Origin of the sequence: Amycolatopsis rhizosphaerae, assembly GCF_007713715.1 — a bacterium.
GTDB classification, from domain to species: Bacteria; Actinomycetota; Actinomycetes; order Mycobacteriales; family Pseudonocardiaceae; genus Amycolatopsis_E; species Amycolatopsis_E rhizosphaerae.
On record NZ_VJWX01000108.1, the window covers coordinates 1 to 16,332 of the forward strand.

General features: G+C 68.8%; 15 protein-coding genes. 2 read left to right on the forward strand and 13 right to left on the reverse strand.

Features of this window, described 5'->3' with window-relative positions:
• From FNH05_RS13460 to FNH05_RS13485, 6 genes are all read right to left on the reverse strand, one after another.
• Positions 1–513, reverse strand: a 513-nt coding sequence (locus FNH05_RS13460) for a Clp protease N-terminal domain-containing protein (protein ID WP_144588008.1), incomplete at its 3' end; no start/stop codon positions are given.
• Between the two features lie 53 nt (positions 514–566).
• Positions 567–1,748 (reverse strand): 4-hydroxybenzoate 3-monooxygenase, encoded by a 1,182-nt coding sequence (locus FNH05_RS13465; protein ID WP_144588010.1) that lies wholly within the window; start codon positions 1,746–1,748, stop codon positions 567–569.
• Positions 1,749–1,847: 99 nt separating this feature from the next.
• Positions 1,848–2,627 (reverse strand): IclR family transcriptional regulator, encoded by a 780-nt coding sequence (locus FNH05_RS13470; protein ID WP_144588012.1) that lies wholly within the window; start codon positions 2,625–2,627, stop codon positions 1,848–1,850.
• Between the two features lie 38 nt (positions 2,628–2,665).
• Positions 2,666–3,787 carry a 5-methyltetrahydropteroyltriglutamate--homocysteine S-methyltransferase gene (locus tag FNH05_RS13475; protein ID WP_144588014.1) on the reverse strand — a complete coding sequence of 374 codons (1,122 nt, stop codon included), beginning with the start codon at positions 3,785–3,787 and terminating at the stop codon, positions 2,666–2,668.
• Positions 3,788–3,829: 42 nt separating this feature from the next.
• Entirely contained in the window at positions 3,830–5,764 is a 1,935-nt protein-coding gene (locus tag FNH05_RS13480; RefSeq protein WP_144588016.1) for an APC family permease, read from the reverse strand.
• A gap of 110 nt (positions 5,765–5,874) precedes the next feature.
• Complete coding sequence (locus FNH05_RS13485) at positions 5,875–7,035, reverse strand: beta-ketoacyl synthase N-terminal-like domain-containing protein (protein ID WP_144588018.1); 1,161 nt, start codon at positions 7,033–7,035, stop codon at positions 5,875–5,877.
• A 192-nt stretch (positions 7,036–7,227) separates the two neighbouring features.
• Between FNH05_RS13485 and FNH05_RS13490 the strand changes: the two genes are divergently transcribed.
• Positions 7,228–9,960, forward strand: coding sequence for a sensor domain-containing protein (locus tag FNH05_RS13490; RefSeq protein WP_144588032.1), 2,733 nt, complete (start codon positions 7,228–7,230; stop codon positions 9,958–9,960).
• A gap of 81 nt (positions 9,961–10,041) precedes the next feature.
• Here the strand turns inward: FNH05_RS13490 and FNH05_RS13495 are convergent, their stop codons facing one another.
• Positions 10,042–10,494 carry a MarR family winged helix-turn-helix transcriptional regulator gene (locus FNH05_RS13495; RefSeq protein ID WP_144588020.1) on the reverse strand — a complete coding sequence of 151 codons (453 nt, stop codon included), beginning with the start codon at positions 10,492–10,494 and terminating at the stop codon, positions 10,042–10,044.
• Positions 10,495–10,500: 6 nt separating this feature from the next.
• Positions 10,501–11,472 carry a zinc-binding dehydrogenase gene (locus FNH05_RS13500; protein ID WP_144588022.1) on the reverse strand — a complete coding sequence of 324 codons (972 nt, stop codon included), beginning with the start codon at positions 11,470–11,472 and terminating at the stop codon, positions 10,501–10,503.
• Between the two features lie 336 nt (positions 11,473–11,808).
• On the opposite strand from FNH05_RS13500, the gene FNH05_RS13505 reads away from it, so the two are divergent.
• Complete coding sequence (locus FNH05_RS13505) at positions 11,809–13,080, forward strand: acyl-CoA dehydrogenase family protein (protein ID WP_246127708.1); 1,272 nt, start codon at positions 11,809–11,811, stop codon at positions 13,078–13,080.
• On the opposite strand, the gene FNH05_RS13510 is transcribed toward FNH05_RS13505, so the two are convergent.
• The 5 genes from FNH05_RS13510 to FNH05_RS13530 all read right to left on the reverse strand — a co-directional run.
• Positions 13,001–13,603 (reverse strand): GAF domain-containing protein, encoded by a 603-nt coding sequence (locus FNH05_RS13510; RefSeq protein WP_144588024.1) that lies wholly within the window; start codon positions 13,601–13,603, stop codon positions 13,001–13,003. The genes FNH05_RS13505 and FNH05_RS13510 overlap by 80 nt on opposite strands.
• Positions 13,604–13,605: 2 nt before the next feature.
• Complete coding sequence (locus tag FNH05_RS13515; RefSeq protein WP_144588026.1) at positions 13,606–14,220, reverse strand: GTP-binding protein; 615 nt, start codon at positions 14,218–14,220, stop codon at positions 13,606–13,608.
• Positions 14,201–14,575: a DUF742 domain-containing protein gene (locus FNH05_RS13520; RefSeq protein ID WP_144588028.1), complete on the reverse strand. Its 375-nt coding sequence runs from the start codon at positions 14,573–14,575 to the stop codon at positions 14,201–14,203. The genes FNH05_RS13515 and FNH05_RS13520 overlap by 20 nt, the downstream gene beginning before the upstream one ends.
• Positions 14,572–14,982 (reverse strand): roadblock/LC7 domain-containing protein, encoded by a 411-nt coding sequence (locus FNH05_RS13525; protein WP_144588030.1) that lies wholly within the window; start codon positions 14,980–14,982, stop codon positions 14,572–14,574. The genes FNH05_RS13520 and FNH05_RS13525 overlap by 4 nt, the downstream gene beginning before the upstream one ends.
• The coding region (locus tag FNH05_RS13530; RefSeq protein WP_246127709.1) for a sensor histidine kinase at positions 14,972–16,332 on the reverse strand (1,361 nt) is incomplete at its 5' end. The genes FNH05_RS13530 and FNH05_RS13525, both read right to left, overlap by 11 nt.

Genomic DNA, 16,332 nt, shown 5'->3' on the forward strand with positions numbered 1-16,332 from the left:
GCCGGTGAACGGGATCCGCTCCGGAACCCGCTCCACGGCGGGCGGCAGCGCGGCGGTGATCCGCTCACCGAGCTCCGAGGGGGTGACCCCCAGCTTCTCCAGTGCCTTGGCCGCCAGCCCCTCCCGCTCGCCGACCAGGCCGAGCAGGATGTGCTCGGTGTCGATCTGGTCGTTGCCCACCCCCCGGGCGGACCGCTCGGCCTGGGTGAGCACGTGCCGGGCACGTTGGGTGAACCGGTTGAAGGTGATCTCCCCTCCGCCGGTCGCGAAGAACTCCTTGGGTACGAAGCGTTTCTGCGCGGCCTGTTTCGAAACGCCCATGCTGGCGCCGATGTCGGTCCAGGATGCGCCCGACCGCCGGGCCTGGTCGACGAAATGACCGATCAGGTGGTCGGCCACCTCGCCGACCTGGTCGGCGACGAGCACCGCGTCGGCTAGCTGCTCGAGTGGTTCGTCCGGATGCTGGCGCTTGACGGTTTCGATGAGGTCGTCGAGTCGAACGGGAATGTCCATGCGTCAACCTTAGGTTGACGATCCCTAATCGTCAACCTCGGGTTGACGACCAGTCAGGCGAAGGGCAGGCCGACGTAGTTCTCGGCGAGGCTGGTGGCCGCCGCCCGCGAGGACGCGGTGTAGCGCAGTTGCGACAGCTGCAACCGTCGGCCGAAGTCGTCCGCGGCCGGATCCACGTGCAGCATCGAGGTCATGTACCAGGAGAAGTGCTCGGCCCGCCACACCCGCTTCAGGCAGGTGTCCGAATAGGACTCCGCGAGCCCGCTTCGGTTGTACCGCAACAGCTCCACCAGCGCCCTGGACAGCACGGTGACATCGGCGACGGCCAGGTTCATCCCCTTGGCGCCGGTCGGCGGCACGATGTGGGCGGCGTCCCCGGCGAGGAACAACCGCCCGTACCGCATCGGCTCCGTGACGAAACTGCGCATCGGCGTGATGCCCTTGTCCAGAATCGGGCCTTCCCGCAGCGAGAAACGTTCGTCGCCGGTTTCCAGGCGCAACGCGAGCTCCGACCAGATCTCCTCGTCCGGCCAGGCATCGATCTTCTCGTCGTGCGGCACCTGCAGGTACAGCCGGGTGATCTCGGGCGAGCGCATGCTGTGGAGGGCGAATCCGCGCTCGTGGTAGGCGTAGATCAACTCCTCGTGGGAGGGCGCGGTGCGGGCGAGCACCCCCAGCCAGGCGAACGGGTACTCCCGTTCGAAGGTCCTGATCGCCCCGGCGGGGATGGACGGCCGGCTGATCCCGTGGAAACCGTCACAGCCCGCGACGACGTCGCACACCAGTTCGCGCCGGTTCCCCGCCGAATCCCGGTAGGTGACGCGCGGATCCTCGGTGTCCAGATCGTGCAGGGCCACGTCCGACACCTCGAATTCGACCGGATACCCCTTCGCCTCGTGTGCCGCGATCAGGTCCTTGACGATCTCCTGCTGGCCGTACACGGTGATCGCCTTGCCGGTCAGCTCGGTCAGCGCGATGCGGTGGTCCTCGCCGTCGAAGCGCAGGGAGAACCCGTGGTGCGGCAGGCCCTCCGCGTCCAATCGGGCCCCGACCCCGATCTCCCGCAACAACTCCACGGTGGGGTGTTCGCACACCCCGGCACGCACTCGCCGTTCGACGTATTCACGGCTGCGCGCCTCGATCACGACCGCGTCGATGCCCTCGGCGTGCAACAGGTACGACAGCAGCAATCCCGCCGGTCCCGCACCGACGATTCCGACCTGCGTCCGTGCCACGCGTCCTCCCAACCTCGTTGTCCGGCTCTCAGCATCACGGGCGCGCCCACCGGCTCGCCATGCTTCCTTCCACTGACCGGAAGGTCGCCTTCGGTGCCTTCAGTGCGTGGGCTGCCCAGAGGCCCGCGGTGCGCCGAGCGCCCGGGAGATGCCACGGGCCGCCGCACGGACCGCGGGTACCAGCGTGCGGGGTTCGGCGCCCTCCACCGGGACAACGATCGAGATCGCCGCGACGACGGTGTCCCCCGGGCCGTACACGGGCGCCGCGACCGACAGCGACACCAGTTCGACCTGCCGGTCGCTGATCACGAAACCGTCCCGGCGGATCGCGGCCAGCACGCGCCGCAGTTCTTCGGGCGAGGTGATCGTCCTGGGCGTGTACCGCCGCAGCGGCCGCGACAGCACCTTCTCCTGCACCTCGGCCGGCGCGTGGGCCAGCAGGACCAGGCCGACCCCGGTGGCATGCGCCGCGAGCCGCCCGCCGGCGCGGGACACCACGCTCACCGACTGGCGCCCCGAGATCCGCTCGACATACACGACGTCGGGCGCGTCGAGCACGGCGAGCTGCACGTTTTCGTGCGTGGCCTCGTACAGGTCCTCCAGGAACGGCATCGCGCTCTCACGCAGGCCCATGCCCTGGGGCGACAGCGACGCCACCTCCCACAGCCACAGCCCGATCCGGTACTGGCCGTCCTCCTGCCGTTCCAGCGCACCGCGGCGGGTGAGTTCGCCGACGATGCGGTGGGTGGTGGACAGCGGGAGGCCCGCTCGGCGGCTCAGCTCGGACAGGTTCAGTGCCGGGCGCTCCGGGGTGAACGCGCCCAGGACGTCGAGAACCCGGTCGACGACCGAAGGCGTCTTCGCCGAAGTGTGCCGCATCTGCCCAGGTTAAATGCGGGTGGCGGAACCGAGGGTGGTCAGCCCCAGACCAGTGCGGCGGTCTCCACGATCCGTTCCAGCTTCGCGCGCTGCTCGTCCTCGGTGAGCTCGTTGCCCTCCTCGGTGGAGGAGAAACCGCACTGGGGCGACAGGCACAGCTGGTCGGGATCGACGTACCGGGCCGCCGCGTCGATGCGCCGCCGCAGCGAATCCACGCTCTCCAGCTCGCCCCGTTTGGTGGTGACCAGTCCGAGCACCACGTATTTGCCCTTGGGGACGAACCGCAGCGGTTCGAACCCGCCCGAGCGCTCGTCGTCGAACTCGAGGAAGTAGCCGTCCACGTCGAGTTCGTTGAACAGCGCGTCGGCGACGAAGTCGTATCCGCCGCTGGCGACCCAGGACGACCGGTAGTTCCCGCGGCAGAGGTGGGTCGTCACGGTCAGCTCCGGCGGCCGCCCGGCGAGGGCCGCGTTCATGGTGCTGATGTTGCGCAGGTGCTGGCGGTCCGGGTCGCCACCCATCTTCGCCACCAGCTCGCGCTGCGCGGGATCGTTGAGGTAGGCGAGGCTGGTGTCGTCGAGTTGCAGGTAGGTGCAGCCGAGCCGGGCCAGTCCGGCGATCTCCTTGGCGTAGGCGGCGGCGAGATCGGCGTAGAACTGCTCGAGGTCCGGGTACACCGACTCGTCGATCGCGGCCCGGCCTCCCCGGTAGTAGACCATGCTCGGCGAGGGGATCGTCTGCTTCGGCGTGATCCGAGCGTCCACAACGGACTTCAGGAACTCGAAATGGGTGCCGAAGACGACGCCGTCGAGCCCGATCCTGTCGACCACTCTCAGCCCCGACGGGGAGAATTCGATATCCCCGGCGGGATTGTGGAACCGCACGTGCAGCTTTTCGTCGCTCTTCGTGATGCCGCGCAGTTGGTAAATGAAATCCATATGCCACGAGGAGCGGCGGAACTCCCCGTCGGTGGCCGACCGCAACCCGGCCGCGCGCTGCATCTCGACGGCGCCGCGGATCGCCTCGTCCTCGGCCGCCCCCAGTTCGGCCGCACCGATCTCCCCCCTCGCGAACCGTTCGCGGGCCCGGCGAAGGGCCGCGGGGCGCAGCAGACTGCCCACGTGGTCGGCACGGAACGGCGGGCTCATGCGCGGGGTCATGGCACGATCCTCGCCACGACACCCCGCGCACGCAACCCTTGACTACCCGACGTGCACCAATGGCCTGAGGGCGGGTTCCGGCTCGGCGCGGCGGAGCACCTCGCGGGTCACCGGCGGTACGTCCCCGTCGCCGGAGAACAGGTACCGCAGCAGGAACTTGAACGGGTTCCCCTCGGTCCAGGCGAAGTAGACGTGCGGCCGGATGCCGGTCTCGTCGCGGATCTGCAGCAGGATCGCCGCGATGGCGTTGGCGATCGACGGGCTCTTCACCCGCAGGATGCGGTAGCCGTGCCGCTTTTCGCCATGCACGTGGAGCGTCGATTGGAAGTCCGAGGCGTCGGTGATGGTGACCTCGACGAAAACCGGTGTCGAATCCTGGGGCAGGTGGCTGTTCTCCCGGGCCTCCTGCTCCTTTTCCCGGTATTCCGCCTCGGTCCTGCCGTTCGGTTCGTTCGCGATGATCCGGATCTGCCCGCTGCGGACGGCCTTGTCCAGAATGCGGCGTGCGGCGGCGTCGAACTCGACCCGCTCGACCCGCAGTTCCAGCGAGCGGGTGGCGCGGGAGACGAGTGAGGTGCCGATGATCGCCACGATGAAGAACGTGGCGATCTTCACGCCGTCCGGCCGCTCCACGATGTTGGCGACGGTGGTGTAGGCGAACACGACCGTGATCAGCGAGTACGCGACCGCGGCGATCCGCTGCCGCCGTTTCACCGCGGACAGCGTCACCGCCAGCGCCGCCGAGGAGATCAGCACCAGCACGCCGGTCGCGTAGGCACCGCCCTGCGCGTCGACGCTCGCGTCGAAGATCCAGGTGATGACGAAGGCGATCACCGAGATCACGATCACCAGTGGCCGGGTGGCACCCGCCCAGTTCGGCGCCATGCCGTAGCGGGGCAGGTACCGCGGCACCAGGTTGAGCAGTCCCGCCATGGCCGAAGCACCGGCGAACCACAGGATCGCGATCGTGCTCAGGTCGTAGACCGTGCCGAAGGCGCCGCCGAGGTAGGCGTGCGCGAGATAGGCCAGCGCCCGCCCACTCGCCTGCCCGCCCGGCTGGAACTCCTCCTGCGGGATGAGCACGGTGGTGGCGAAACTGCTGGTGATGAGGAAGACGCTCATGATCAGCGCGGCGATGGTGAGCAGGCGCCGGGTGTTGCGGACGCGGCCGTCCGCCGCGGCATCGCCGTCACCGCCCCGCACCAGCGGCATGACCGAAACACCCGTTTCGAAGCCGGACAGGCCGAGGGCCAGCTTCGGGAACACGAGCAGCGAGACGCCGACCATGGCCCAGATGCTCCCGTGCTGCCGCACCAGCAGGTTCTGCCAGTCCACGACCAGGTGCGCGCTGTGGGCCACGTGCACCAGCGCGGTGACCACCACCACGAGGTTCAGCGCGAGGTAGACGCCGACCAGCGCGACCGCCATCCCGATCGCCTCGGCGAACCCCTTGAGGAACACCGCACCCAGCAACGCGATCAGCACCAGCGTGATGAGCATGTTCTCGCCGTGGAGGAAACCCGGCAGGTACGGGTTTTCCACCGCGTGCGCGGCCGCGTCGGCCGCGGACAGGGTGATGGTGATGACGAAGTCCGTCGCGGCGAAGCCGAGCAGCGCCAGGATGAGCAGCTTGCCCTTCCACCTCGACAGCAGCTTCTCCAGCATGGCCAGCGAACCCTGGCCGTGCGGGCTTTCCGCGGCCACTCTCCGGTAGATCGGCAGAGCCCCCAGCAGCGTCAGCACGATCAGGACGACCGTGGCGAGCGGGGACAGCAGACCGGCGGCGAGTGCCGCGATGCCCGGTTGGTACCCCAATGTGGAGAAATAGTCGACGCCGGTCAGGCACATGACCTTCCACCACGGGTGATCGTGTGCCTTGACCTGCTCACGGGCGTTCCCGCTGAGCTGCGCGGCCCGTTTGTGTTCGTCTTCGAACAACCACCTGCGGACGCGGCTCGCGTCCCCCTGTTTTCGCACAGGAGCATCATCACGGCCGGACTTGAAGCTGGTGTGTGGCGCGCCGACCCGCCGTGAAGGACCTCGTCACACCGCCGCCCGCCTGTGAGGTCCTTCACGGCAAGGCTGCCTCACGCGGGCGGCGCGAGGACGACGACCGAGTTGTGGCCGCCCATCCCGAGCGAGGACTTGACGGTCAGCCCGCCGCCGACCGGCGTACGGCCGCTGAGCAGTTGCGGGTGCCCGGGGGCCACCGCCGGGGGCGCCGGGAGATAACCCCGGTCGTAGCCCAGCGCGGCCACCGCGAGTTCGACCGCCGAAGCGGCGCCCTGACAATGCCCGACGAGCGGTTTGACCGAGTAGATCCCGGTTTCCGGCGGGAAGAACTCCTCGAGCATGGCCGCCTCGGCACGGTCGCACTGCACCGTGCCCGGACCGTGGGCGTTGAGGAACCGGACCGCCGACGCGGGCACCTTCGCGTTGGCCAGCGCGTCACGGAAGCAGCCGCGCACCTGGTCCAGGCCGGGGTCGACGGAGGTCACGTGGTGTCCGTCGTGCGACATCGCGCCGCCGAGAGTGAAGGCGTAGGGACGCGTCGCGTTCCTCGACAGCACGAACGCCACCGACGCCTCCCCCGCGGGGAAGCCGCGGCTGCCCTCCTGGAACGGACGGCACACCTCCAGCGGGTCGTCGTCCACCACGGCCACCCCGAGCCGGGCGAAGTGCAGCACGTTTTCCGGGGTCGCCGACAGGTCGGTCGCGACGAACACGACGTCGTCGACGATCCCGGCGTCGAGCCAGGCCTTCGCGGTGAGCAGGCCCGCGTTACCGGAAGCGCACATCGCCGAGACGTTCATCGCCGGACCGTGGAATCCGTACTCCTGCATCAACGTCGACATCGGGGTCGAGGGCATCAGCGCGAGGTACTCGCGCGGCTTCAGATCGGTCTGCCGCGACAGGTAGAACTCGCGCCAGAGGTCCACCTCGCCCAGGACGACCGCGTGCAGCAGGCCCACGCGCCCACCGGGAGTCCAGCCCCGTTCACCGGCGTCGGCGACGGCCTCCCTGGCCGCGGCCCGCATCGCGCGGGAAAACCTGCTCGGACCGTCGGCGGGGTCTCCGCCGTCGGGCACTCTGGCCACCCACGCCGATTCGTCGCGATGCAGTCCGTAGCCCCCGGTCAGGGTGGCCGCGGGCTTACCCGAAGCGAGTCCTTCCCAAAACGGTTCCCGACCCCAGCCGTAGCCGGTGACGGCCCCGATTCCGCAGATGCCTATTTCTCGCGAGCCCATAACACTCGCCCCTCCTTGTCGCTCCCTCTACGATCCATCCGGAATGGAATGGACCTATAGGGCCAACGACCAGCGGGTTATCGTCTTGCGCGAGGTCCGCGGGGTAACGGCAGGAAGGGTTCTTTCGCTCTAGCGGGGTACTCCGAAAGGAGTATTGTCTGCACAGAACTCACTCGGCGGATCGGACGGATGATGGAGGCAAACGCCAACCGCTCGGATCGTCCCGGCCGGGTCTCGGTGGATCAAGAGCAGGTGGTCGACCTCGCCCTGTCGGCCGAGCGGGCGGTCGTCTGGTCGCTGGACTTCGCCACGGACCGCCTGACCTGGCGGCCGGGGCTCGACCGGCTGCTGGGCATCGAAGGAGCCGGGGAGGCCGAGGTCAGGTCCCGCCTGGCCGAACTGGTCGAGCCCCTCGTCATCGCCGCACGCACCGCGTCGCTGTGGCAGGACCTCGAACTCGAACAGCCCTACGAATCCCCCGACGGACGGACCCTGTGGCTGCGGTTCCGCGCCCGCAACTTCGACGGGCATCTGCTCGGCATCGCCAACAACGTCACCGACCGCCACGAGGACCGGCGCGAACTGGCCGACCTTGCCGACCGGTACCGCCTGCTGATCGAACTCAGCCCGGACGCCATCGCGGTGCACCAGGACGGCCTGGTCACCTACGCCAACCCCGCCGCGGCCCGGTTCGCCGGTGCCGGCTCACCCGCCGAACTGCTCGGCAGACCGGTCACCGATTTCGTGGCCGTCGAATCCGTGTCGGACATGGCCGAGCGGCTCCGGCAGCTCACCGAACCCGGCGCGACCACCCAGCCCGCCGAGGCGTTCTTCGTCCGTTCCGACGGGACGCGCTTCCCGATGGAGGTCGTCTCGGTCCGCACCACCTGGGCGGGCCGCCCGGCCTACCAGGTGATCATGCGGGACGTGAGCGCCCAGCGAGCCGCCGAAGCGGCGCTGCGGTACCAGGCCGCCCTCGTCGAGCACGTCAGCGACGCGATCATCGCCACCGACGCCGAGGGCCTGGTGACCAGCTGGAACCCGGCGGCCGAAGACATCTACGGGCTGCCATCGGCCAAGGCGCTGGGCTGCCCGGTCTCCGAACTCGTCGGTGCCGCACTCGATCCCGCCGCCGTGGTGGCGGGCGGCGGGGTCGGCCAGCAGACGCACCGGGCGGCCGACGGCAGCGCGCTCGTCATGCGGGTTTCGGCAGCCGAAATGAACGGCGGCTACGTGCTCGTCTGCGCCGACGAAACCGCGCGCCGCCGGGCCGAGCAGCAGTACCGGACGGTGGTCGCTTCCCTGGACGAGGGCGTGCTGGTGATCGGGCCCTCCGGGCGGCTGCTGTCGGCCAACCCCGCCGCCGAGCGCATCCTCGGCCTGCCCGAGGCGGACCTGCTCGGCTCGTCACCGCGGGAGTGGCCGGTGTACGACGAGCGCGGCAACCGCCTGTCGCCCGACGAGTTCCCCTCCGCGGTGGTACGACGCGGCGGCAAGGCACTGCAGGGCCGGGTGCTGCGCGTGCCCCGGCCCGGCGGACGCGACGTGTGGCTGTCGGTGTCGTGCCGTGCGATGACGCCGGACGACTGCGAATTCAGCTCCTTCGTGGTGTCCTTCGCCGACATCACGGAACGGCGGGCCATCGGGGAACGGCTCGCGCACGAGGCCACCCACGACCCCCTCACCGGACTGGCCAACCGCACGCTGGTGCTCGACAAGCTCGGTGCCATGCTGCGCACCCGCGAGCACGCCCCCACCGCGGTGCTGTTCATCGACCTGGACAAGTTCAAGGTCATCAACGATTCACTCGGCCACTCGGTGGGCGACCGGGTGCTCAGGATCGCCGGCGAGCGGTTGCGCCGCACCGTGCGGTCCACCGACGTGGTGGGCAGGCTCGGCGGCGACGAGTTCGTGGTCATCGCCAACGGTATCGACGGCGAGGCCGCGACGCGGGCGCTGACCGAGCACCTGCGCGACTCGCTGACCCAGCCGATCTGGGTGGACTCGAGGCGGTTGCACGTGGACGCGAGCATCGGCATCGTGCTGGCCGGTCCCGAGGACCGGCGCACCGCCGAGGAACTGCTGCGCGACGCGGACGTGGCGATGTACCAGGCCAAGACCCGGGGCCGCAGCCGCTACGAGTTCTTCGACGTGGGCCTGCGGCGGCGGATGCAGCGCAGGCTCCGGCTGGAGCAGGACCTGCGTGACGCGGTGCGCCACGGCCGGCTGTGGACCGCCTACCAGCCGGTGGTCGACCTGTCGACGGACCGGGTCGTCGCGGTGGAAGCGCTGCTGCGCTGGAACCACCCGATCCACGGCCCCGTCTCGCCGACGGAGTTCATCCCGCTCGCCGAGGAGAGCGACCTGATCAACCTGCTGGGCGCGCACATGCTCGGCGAGACCACGCGGGAACTGGGGATCCAGCGCGACCGGGGCACCGAGGTGGACCTCAAGGTCAACCTGTCCACGCGGCAGCTCGACGACCCGGCGCTGGTGACCGCCGTGGAGCACGCGCTCGCCACCGCGGGCCTGCCGCCCTCCGCACTGTGCCTCGAAATCACCGAAAGCGCGCTGATGCGGGACTTCGTGCTCGCCAGCGAGACGCTGACCGCCCTGCGGGAGCTCGGCGTGCGGCTCGCCATCGACGACTTCGGCACCGGGTACTCGTCGCTGGCCCAGTTGCAGCGCCTCACCCTGGACACGCTCAAGATCGACCGTTCGTTCGTCAACCGGCTCGGCCGGTCGCGGGACGCGGAAGCGATCGTCACCAGCATCATCGCCATGGCCCACGCGGTGGAACTGACCGTGGTGGCCGAAGGCGTGGAGAACGCCGAGCAGCTCGAACTGCTCCGCGGGCTCGGCTGCGACCAGGCCCAGGGCTACTACCTCGGCCGCCCTCGGCCCGCGCATGAGCTGTGGGCGTGAACCGCGGTTCCGTGAGGACAGTCACGCAACCCCGACGCGACTGTCCTCAGTAGACCTGGACGGCGGGCTCCTCCGGCGGGTTCAGTCCTTTCGGCGAGCGAGAGCCTGACCGGCGGGGAAGTGCTCCGCGAGCGCGCGCAGCAGATCGAGCGCGGGGGCGAGCGGACGGTCACCGGCGAGATTCGTCAACGTCTCGTGGAGCTTGTCCTCCACCGCCGCGACCTTGCGCGCCAGTGCCCGTCCCTCGGGGGTGAGTCGCAGCAGGACGTGACGCCGGTCGCCGGGATCGGTTTCCCTGCTGACCAGCCCGGCGCCGACCAGGCGGTCGACGATCCGGCTCGGATTGGTGCCCGATTCGCACACCAGCAGCTCGCCGAGACCGTTGAGGCTCAGCGGTTCCCGCCCGGCGAGCAGGCCGAGCGCCTCGGCCTGCGCCGGGGTGAGCCCCAGCGGCCGCAACCTGGCCGCGAGCAGGCGGTTGCCTTCGCGCTGCACGGCCAGGATCAGGTAACGGAGTTCCTCGACTTGCTTCACGCGCCCTCATTCCGTGGTGAGAACGACCTTGCCGGTGATCTCCCGGTGCTGAAGCGCGCGGTGCACCTCGGCGGCCTCGGCCAGCGGGAACACCGCACCCGCCTCGGCGTGGATCGCCCCTTCGGCCGCCAGGTCGAGCAACCGCCGCAGGCTGTCCCGGTACCAGGTGTGGTCGGACTTCACTTCCCTCGGCACCATACAGAGCGCGGTGCGCTTTCCCGGCAGCAAGCCCCGGAGGCCCACCCCGATCGCCCCCTTCACGGTGTCGGCCACCATGTGACCGGGACGCCCGGAGAACGCGTAGCTGACCAGCACCCCGCCGGGTGCGAGGGCGCGGTATCCCTTCCGGACCATGGCGCCACCGAGGTGATCGAAAACCGCCCGTACGCCGTCCGGTTCCTCTTCCGCGAGTACCGTTTCGAAATCCTGAGACCGGTAGTCGATAAACCGAACACCGTTAGTCGATAACCGGTCCGGACTGGACGCCGTGCCGTACATTTTGAGTCCCTTGAGCTTGCCGAGCCGACTCAATGCCGCGCCAACACCACCGCCCGCCCCCTGAATGAACACGGCATCGCCGGTTTCGACGCGGGCGTGCTTCTCCAACAAACTCAACGCCGTCAGGTAATCGAGCGGAATCGTGGCCGCGGCCACCGGATCCAGCCCGTCGGGCAGCGGCACGGGCAGCCACGACGGCACGACCACGTGGTCGCGGTAGGCACCCATCTTCGGCAGGGACATCGCCACCAGACGACCGTCGTCCAGCTCGCCGACCAGTTCGTAGCCCGGCGTGAAGGGGAGCCTGCGCTGGAGCAGGTAGTCGCCGGAACGGGCCATGAGGTCGGTGAACCCCACCCCGATGGCACGCACCCGCACCGCGATCTGCCCTGGTCCGGGGCGGGGCGTCGCGACCTCCGTGATCTCCAGAACCTCCGGGCCGCCGAACCGCCGCACCACCGCGGCACGAGAACGAGTCATGATCCATCCCAATCTGTGTTGTGACATGTATGTCGCGACACAGACTAGCAGGCTCGCGGCCCGGATGGCCAGGGGTGACAAGGAACGTCCGTCGCATTGCCCGGTTCACGCGATCGTGATCCACACGTTTCACATCGCGGACAGTCGCGTTCGGATGCGACCGGTAGTTGTGCTCACTGCCGGTGATGAATGGTGCCAACGGACCAAACAAGACCGCACGAAGATCACCAAATAGGCGGTACCCTGGTCGCCGACCACTCTGGGAGGCTCGGCGACTGGAATTGCACAGTGATCCGGTTCCGCCATGGCGGCAACGGAAGCGATCTGGGAGCACAGGTGGACTTGGCACCCGATATATGCAGCTACTTCACGACCGCATCGCATGATCGCCTGCGAACCGAAGTACGGACCTTCGCCGAAAAGGAGGTCCGGCCCCGCATTCCGGAGCTGGAAGAATCCCGCAGCGTCCACCACGAACTGTCCCGGCTGATCGCCGAACAGGGCTGGATCGGCGTGACGGTCGGTACCGAGTACGGCGGCATGGGACTCGGCCACCTGGCCAAGACGATCATCATCGAGGAGCTGGCCAGGGTCTGCGGCGCGATGGGTGCCATGGTCCAGGCCTCCCAGCTCGGGGTGGCCAAGATCCTGCACTTCGGTAACGAGCGCCAGAAGAACCGGTGGCTGCCCGCCGTCGCGGAAGGACGCTGCCTGCCCACCATCGCGGTCACCGAACCGGAATCCGGTGGGCACGTGCTCGGCATGAACACCACCGCCGTGCGCGACGGCAAGGACTACATCCTCAACGGCCGCAAGGTCTTCGTCGGCAACAGCCACGTCGGCGACCTGCACGGCGTGGTGGTGCGCACCGGGCCCGGCTCGAAGGGACTGTCCGCCTTGCTGGTCGAATCGACCAGCCCCGGATTTTCCCTCGCCCCACAGGAAAAAACCATGGGGCTGCACGGCTTCAGCTTCGGGGAACTCATTTTCGAGGACTGCCGGGTACCCGCGGGGAACCTGCTCGGCGCCGAAGGCGACGGGCTGGCCGTGGCCTACTCCTCCAGCGTCCTCTACGGCAGGCTCAACCTCGCCGCCGTATCACTGGGCATCCACCAGGCGATCGTCGAGGAGACGGTGAACTTCGCCGCCACCCAGCAGCGCTACGGCAAGACCCTGAGTGACCTCGACACGGTCAAGCAGAAACTCGGGCAGATGCAGTCCCAGCTGATGACCGCGCGCGTGCTCGCCTACAACGCTTCCCACATGCTGGACGAGGGCCTGTCCTGCGATGCGGAACTCATCAACGCGAAGCTGGTCAACGTCGAACTGTCGCTGGACTCCGCCCGCACGGCGATGGAGATCCACGCCGCGTGCGGGCTTTCCGCGAGCCACCAGATCGAGCGCTACGTGCGCGACGCGCACCACATCTACGCGCCCGCGGGCACCTCGGACATCCAGCGGCTGAGGTTGGCCGAGACGGCCCTTGGCAGGGCCAAGGGCCAGTGGTCCCAGCGGTTTTCCGAGCAGCTCAGGCGAAGTAGCGCTGCCCTGGGGACGTTGCTTGATCCTCTCGCTCGTGAATCAGTTGCATTAGCTCACCGGCCATAGCCTTGATGGTCTCCAGACCCTGGCGGCCCCACGGGCGCGGCTCGGTGGCGACGACGCAGACCGTGCCGAGTGCGGTGCCCGTTCGGTCATCGATCAACGGGGCCCCCAGGTAGGACCTGATACCGATCTTGTCGACGACCGGGTTGCCCGCGAACCGCGGGTACTCGCACACGTCGTCCAGCACCAGTGCCTTGCGCCGCACCACCACGTGCGGGCAGAAACCGTGGTCCAGATCCATCTCACGGCCCGGATCGTTGTGCGCGGAGGCCTGGATCGCCTCCAGCGTCGCGCCCGCGGCACCGTTCGACGGGGTGTAGAGACCGGCGAAGTACTGCTCGCGGTCGCCGATGAAGTTGACCATCGCGTAGGGCGCGCCGGTGATTCTCGCCAGCCGCGCGGCGAACTCGTCGAACTGCGCGTCGGGCCGGTCACCCAGCCCGAGCGCGCGCAGCCGCGCCATCCGCTGCCCCACCTCGGGATCGTGGGGCGCGGTGAGCAGGCGGTCGTCCATTTCGAAGGTCATCGCTAGCTCCGTATCATGTGGGAGTTGTTCACGTGGTCGGCCTGCCGGCCGCGGGCCGCCTCGACGATGTGCTCGACCAGGGTGATCAGCACGTTCCGGGCCGAACGGTGATCGCGCGCATCGCAGTGCAGTAGCGGCACATGGGGTTTGAGGTCGAGCGCCGCCCTCAGATCCCCGTCCCGGTACCGGTAGGCGTTGTCGAACTGGTTGATCGCGACGAGGAACCGGATCCCGCGCCGTTCGAAGAATTCGATCGAGGCGAAGCAGTCCTGAAGGCGCCGGGTGTCGGCGAGCACGACGGCACCGAGCGCCCCGCGGGACAGTTCGTCCCACATGAACCAGAAACGCTGCTGCCCCGGCGTACCGAACAGGTACAGCACCATGTTCTGGCTGGTGAAGGTGATGCGCCCGAAGTCCATCGCGACGGTCGTGGTCACCTTCTGCTCGATGCCTACGAGACTGTCGGTGCCGACGCTCGCGGCGGTCAGCGTTTCCTCGGTGACCAGGGGTTCGATCTCGCTGACCGCACCGACGAAGGTGGTCTTGCCGACGCCGAAACCACCGGCTATCAGGAGTTTGAACTGGGTCGGATAGGGATCAAAGGCGTCGGAGACCATCGAGCAGCGCTTCCAGTCGTGACGGGTCGGTGGAGTCGAAGGTCGGGAACCGGGCGGTGACGGCTCCCGATTCGATGAGATCGGACAGGAGCACCTTGGTGACCACCACCGGCTGCCGCAGGTGCGCCGCGACCTCGGCGACCGAGGTGGTGGCGGCACACAGTTGCAGCGCCTGCGCGTGCTCCAGCCCCAGTCGTTCTGGAGGCACCTTACTCTTCCCCGTCGCACGCACAAGGGACACGAGGTCCAGCGGAGTACTGGGCTTGGTCCGCCCGTTGGTCACGGTATAGGGGCGGACGCCGAAGTCACCGTCCAATTCGGACTCTTGATGGCCGTCGGGACCGGTCGTGCTCATCGGTACCCGTTGGTCGGTTCAGCCAGGGCCTGGCGGGCCGGGGTGGCCAGGTACGCGGGAACCTGCGTGCACAACTTGCCCATTTCGTAGCTCAGTATTCCCGCGTCGACCTCACGATCGGCCAGTACCGCGAGCACGGTGCCCTCGCTCGCGGCGGTGACGAAGAGGATCACGTCCCCGAGTTCGGAGACGACCTGACGGACCCCTTCCCCGGCACCGAACCTGGTGCCCACCTGTTGCGCCAGCGAGCAGAGCCCGCTGGACAACGCCGCGAGCGTGTCGGCGCCGTCGGTGTCCAAACCATGCCAGAACTTCGCGATGCCGTCCGACGAGAGCAGGAGCGCGCTGCGCGTGTGGGGGACTGCCTCGGCCAGCCGGCTCAGCAACCAGGTCAGATCATCGGCCATGGGGAACGGACTCTCCTTGGGTAGTGCCCTGCTGCGGTTGAGAAGACTGGGCGGCCTTGTTCTGCTGCTCCTCGCGACCGCGATCGAAACCACGCTGAACAGCGGCCATCAGATTCGTGTTGTGCCCGGGGATGGGCCGGGTCGGCGCCACCGGCTCGTACAGCTCCGGCCGGAGGTGGGACTGCCCTCGACGCTGCGGCAGCGGCGGCGGGTTGTCCTGATCCAGCTGTCCGAAGCTGGTCGGATCCTCGATCCGGCCGGAGGACTGGGCGAAACCGCTGCCCGCTTCACGCTTGGGCAGCGGCGCGAACTCCTGGCTCGCCAACGGCCCCGACTGCGCCTCGGCCGGATAGTCGTGCTCAGCGCGGTATTCGGTCTGGTACTCAGCGGGGTATTCGCTGGGGTATTCGGTGGGGTATTCCGGCACGGCGGGTACCTGTCGCTCGATCGGCACCGGAGAGGGGCGCGATTCGGCCGGGCGCGGCCGACGCGTGGGCAACGGCTGCGGGGCGGCGGGCACCGGGCTGAGCTGACCGGGGGTGAGCGTGGTGTCCACGGCCGGGGCCGCCGTGGTCTGCGCGACCGCGGGCGCGGACTGCTCCTTCTCCTTGACCGGCTCGGCGAGCAGGTGGTGCGGGAGCACGACGAAGGCGTCGATACCGCCGAAGATGTTGGTCTGCAGGCGGACGCGCGCACCGTGCCGCTGCGCCAGTTCCCTGACCACCGCCATGCCGATGCGGCCGTCCTCCAGCAGTTCTTCGATGTCGATGTGGGTGGTGCCGTCCAGCAGGCGGTTGATCCGCTGCAGGTCCTCGGTGGTCATGCCGAGGCCGCGGTCCTGCACCTCGACGGCCAGGCCCGCGGTCACCTTCTGCGCCCGCACCACGACCTTGCCCGCGTCCGGCGCGGTGAACGTGGTCGCGTTCTCCAGCAGTTCGGCGAGCAGGTGGATGATCTCGGCGACGGCATGCCCGTGCAGGTGGACGTCTTCGATCGCGACGATGCTGATCTGCTTGTAGTGCTCGATTTCCGCGACCGCGGAGCGCAGCACCGCGTAGGCGCTGACCGGGGAGTTCGACCGGCGCTGCGGTGCCTCGCCGCCCAGCACGGCCAGGTTTTCCGCCTGACGGCGAACGCGGGTGGCGAGGTGGTCGATCTCGTAGAGACCGCGGAGCAGCTCGGGGTCCTCGATCTCGCGCTCCAGTGTGTCGACCCTCTTGATCGCCCGGTTGATCAGGGACTGCAGGCGGCGCGCCAGCTTGCCGAACACCTCGCGACGCTGTTCGGGGTTGTCGACAAGGGACGCGTGCTCGTTCCCGGCGGGCTCGGGCTGGGCAGGCACCGTTACCG

Bases quoted from the DNA above. Each gene is read 5' to 3' on its own strand.
- FNH05_RS13485 (WP_144588018.1), bottom strand. From the start codon at position 7,035: ATGGGCTCGCGAGAAATAGGCATCTGCGGAATCGGGGCCGTCACCGGC.
- FNH05_RS13515 (WP_144588026.1), bottom strand. From the start codon at position 14,220: ATGGTCTCCGACGCCTTTGATCCCTATCCGACCCAGTTCAAACTCCTG.
- FNH05_RS13525 (WP_144588030.1), bottom strand. From the start codon at position 14,982: ATGGCCGATGATCTGACCTGGTTGCTGAGCCGGCTGGCCGAGGCAGTC.
- FNH05_RS13470 (WP_144588012.1), bottom strand. From the start codon at position 2,627: ATGCGGCACACTTCGGCGAAGACGCCTTCGGTCGTCGACCGGGTTCTC.
- FNH05_RS13520 (WP_144588028.1), bottom strand. From the start codon at position 14,575: ATGAGCACGACCGGTCCCGACGGCCATCAAGAGTCCGAATTGGACGGT.
- FNH05_RS13490 (WP_144588032.1), top strand. From the start codon at position 7,228: ATGGAGGCAAACGCCAACCGCTCGGATCGTCCCGGCCGGGTCTCGGTG.
- FNH05_RS13510 (WP_144588024.1), bottom strand. From the start codon at position 13,603: ATGACCTTCGAAATGGACGACCGCCTGCTCACCGCGCCCCACGATCCC.
- FNH05_RS13500 (WP_144588022.1), bottom strand. From the start codon at position 11,472: ATGACTCGTTCTCGTGCCGCGGTGGTGCGGCGGTTCGGCGGCCCGGAG.
- FNH05_RS13475 (WP_144588014.1), bottom strand. From the start codon at position 3,787: ATGACCCCGCGCATGAGCCCGCCGTTCCGTGCCGACCACGTGGGCAGT.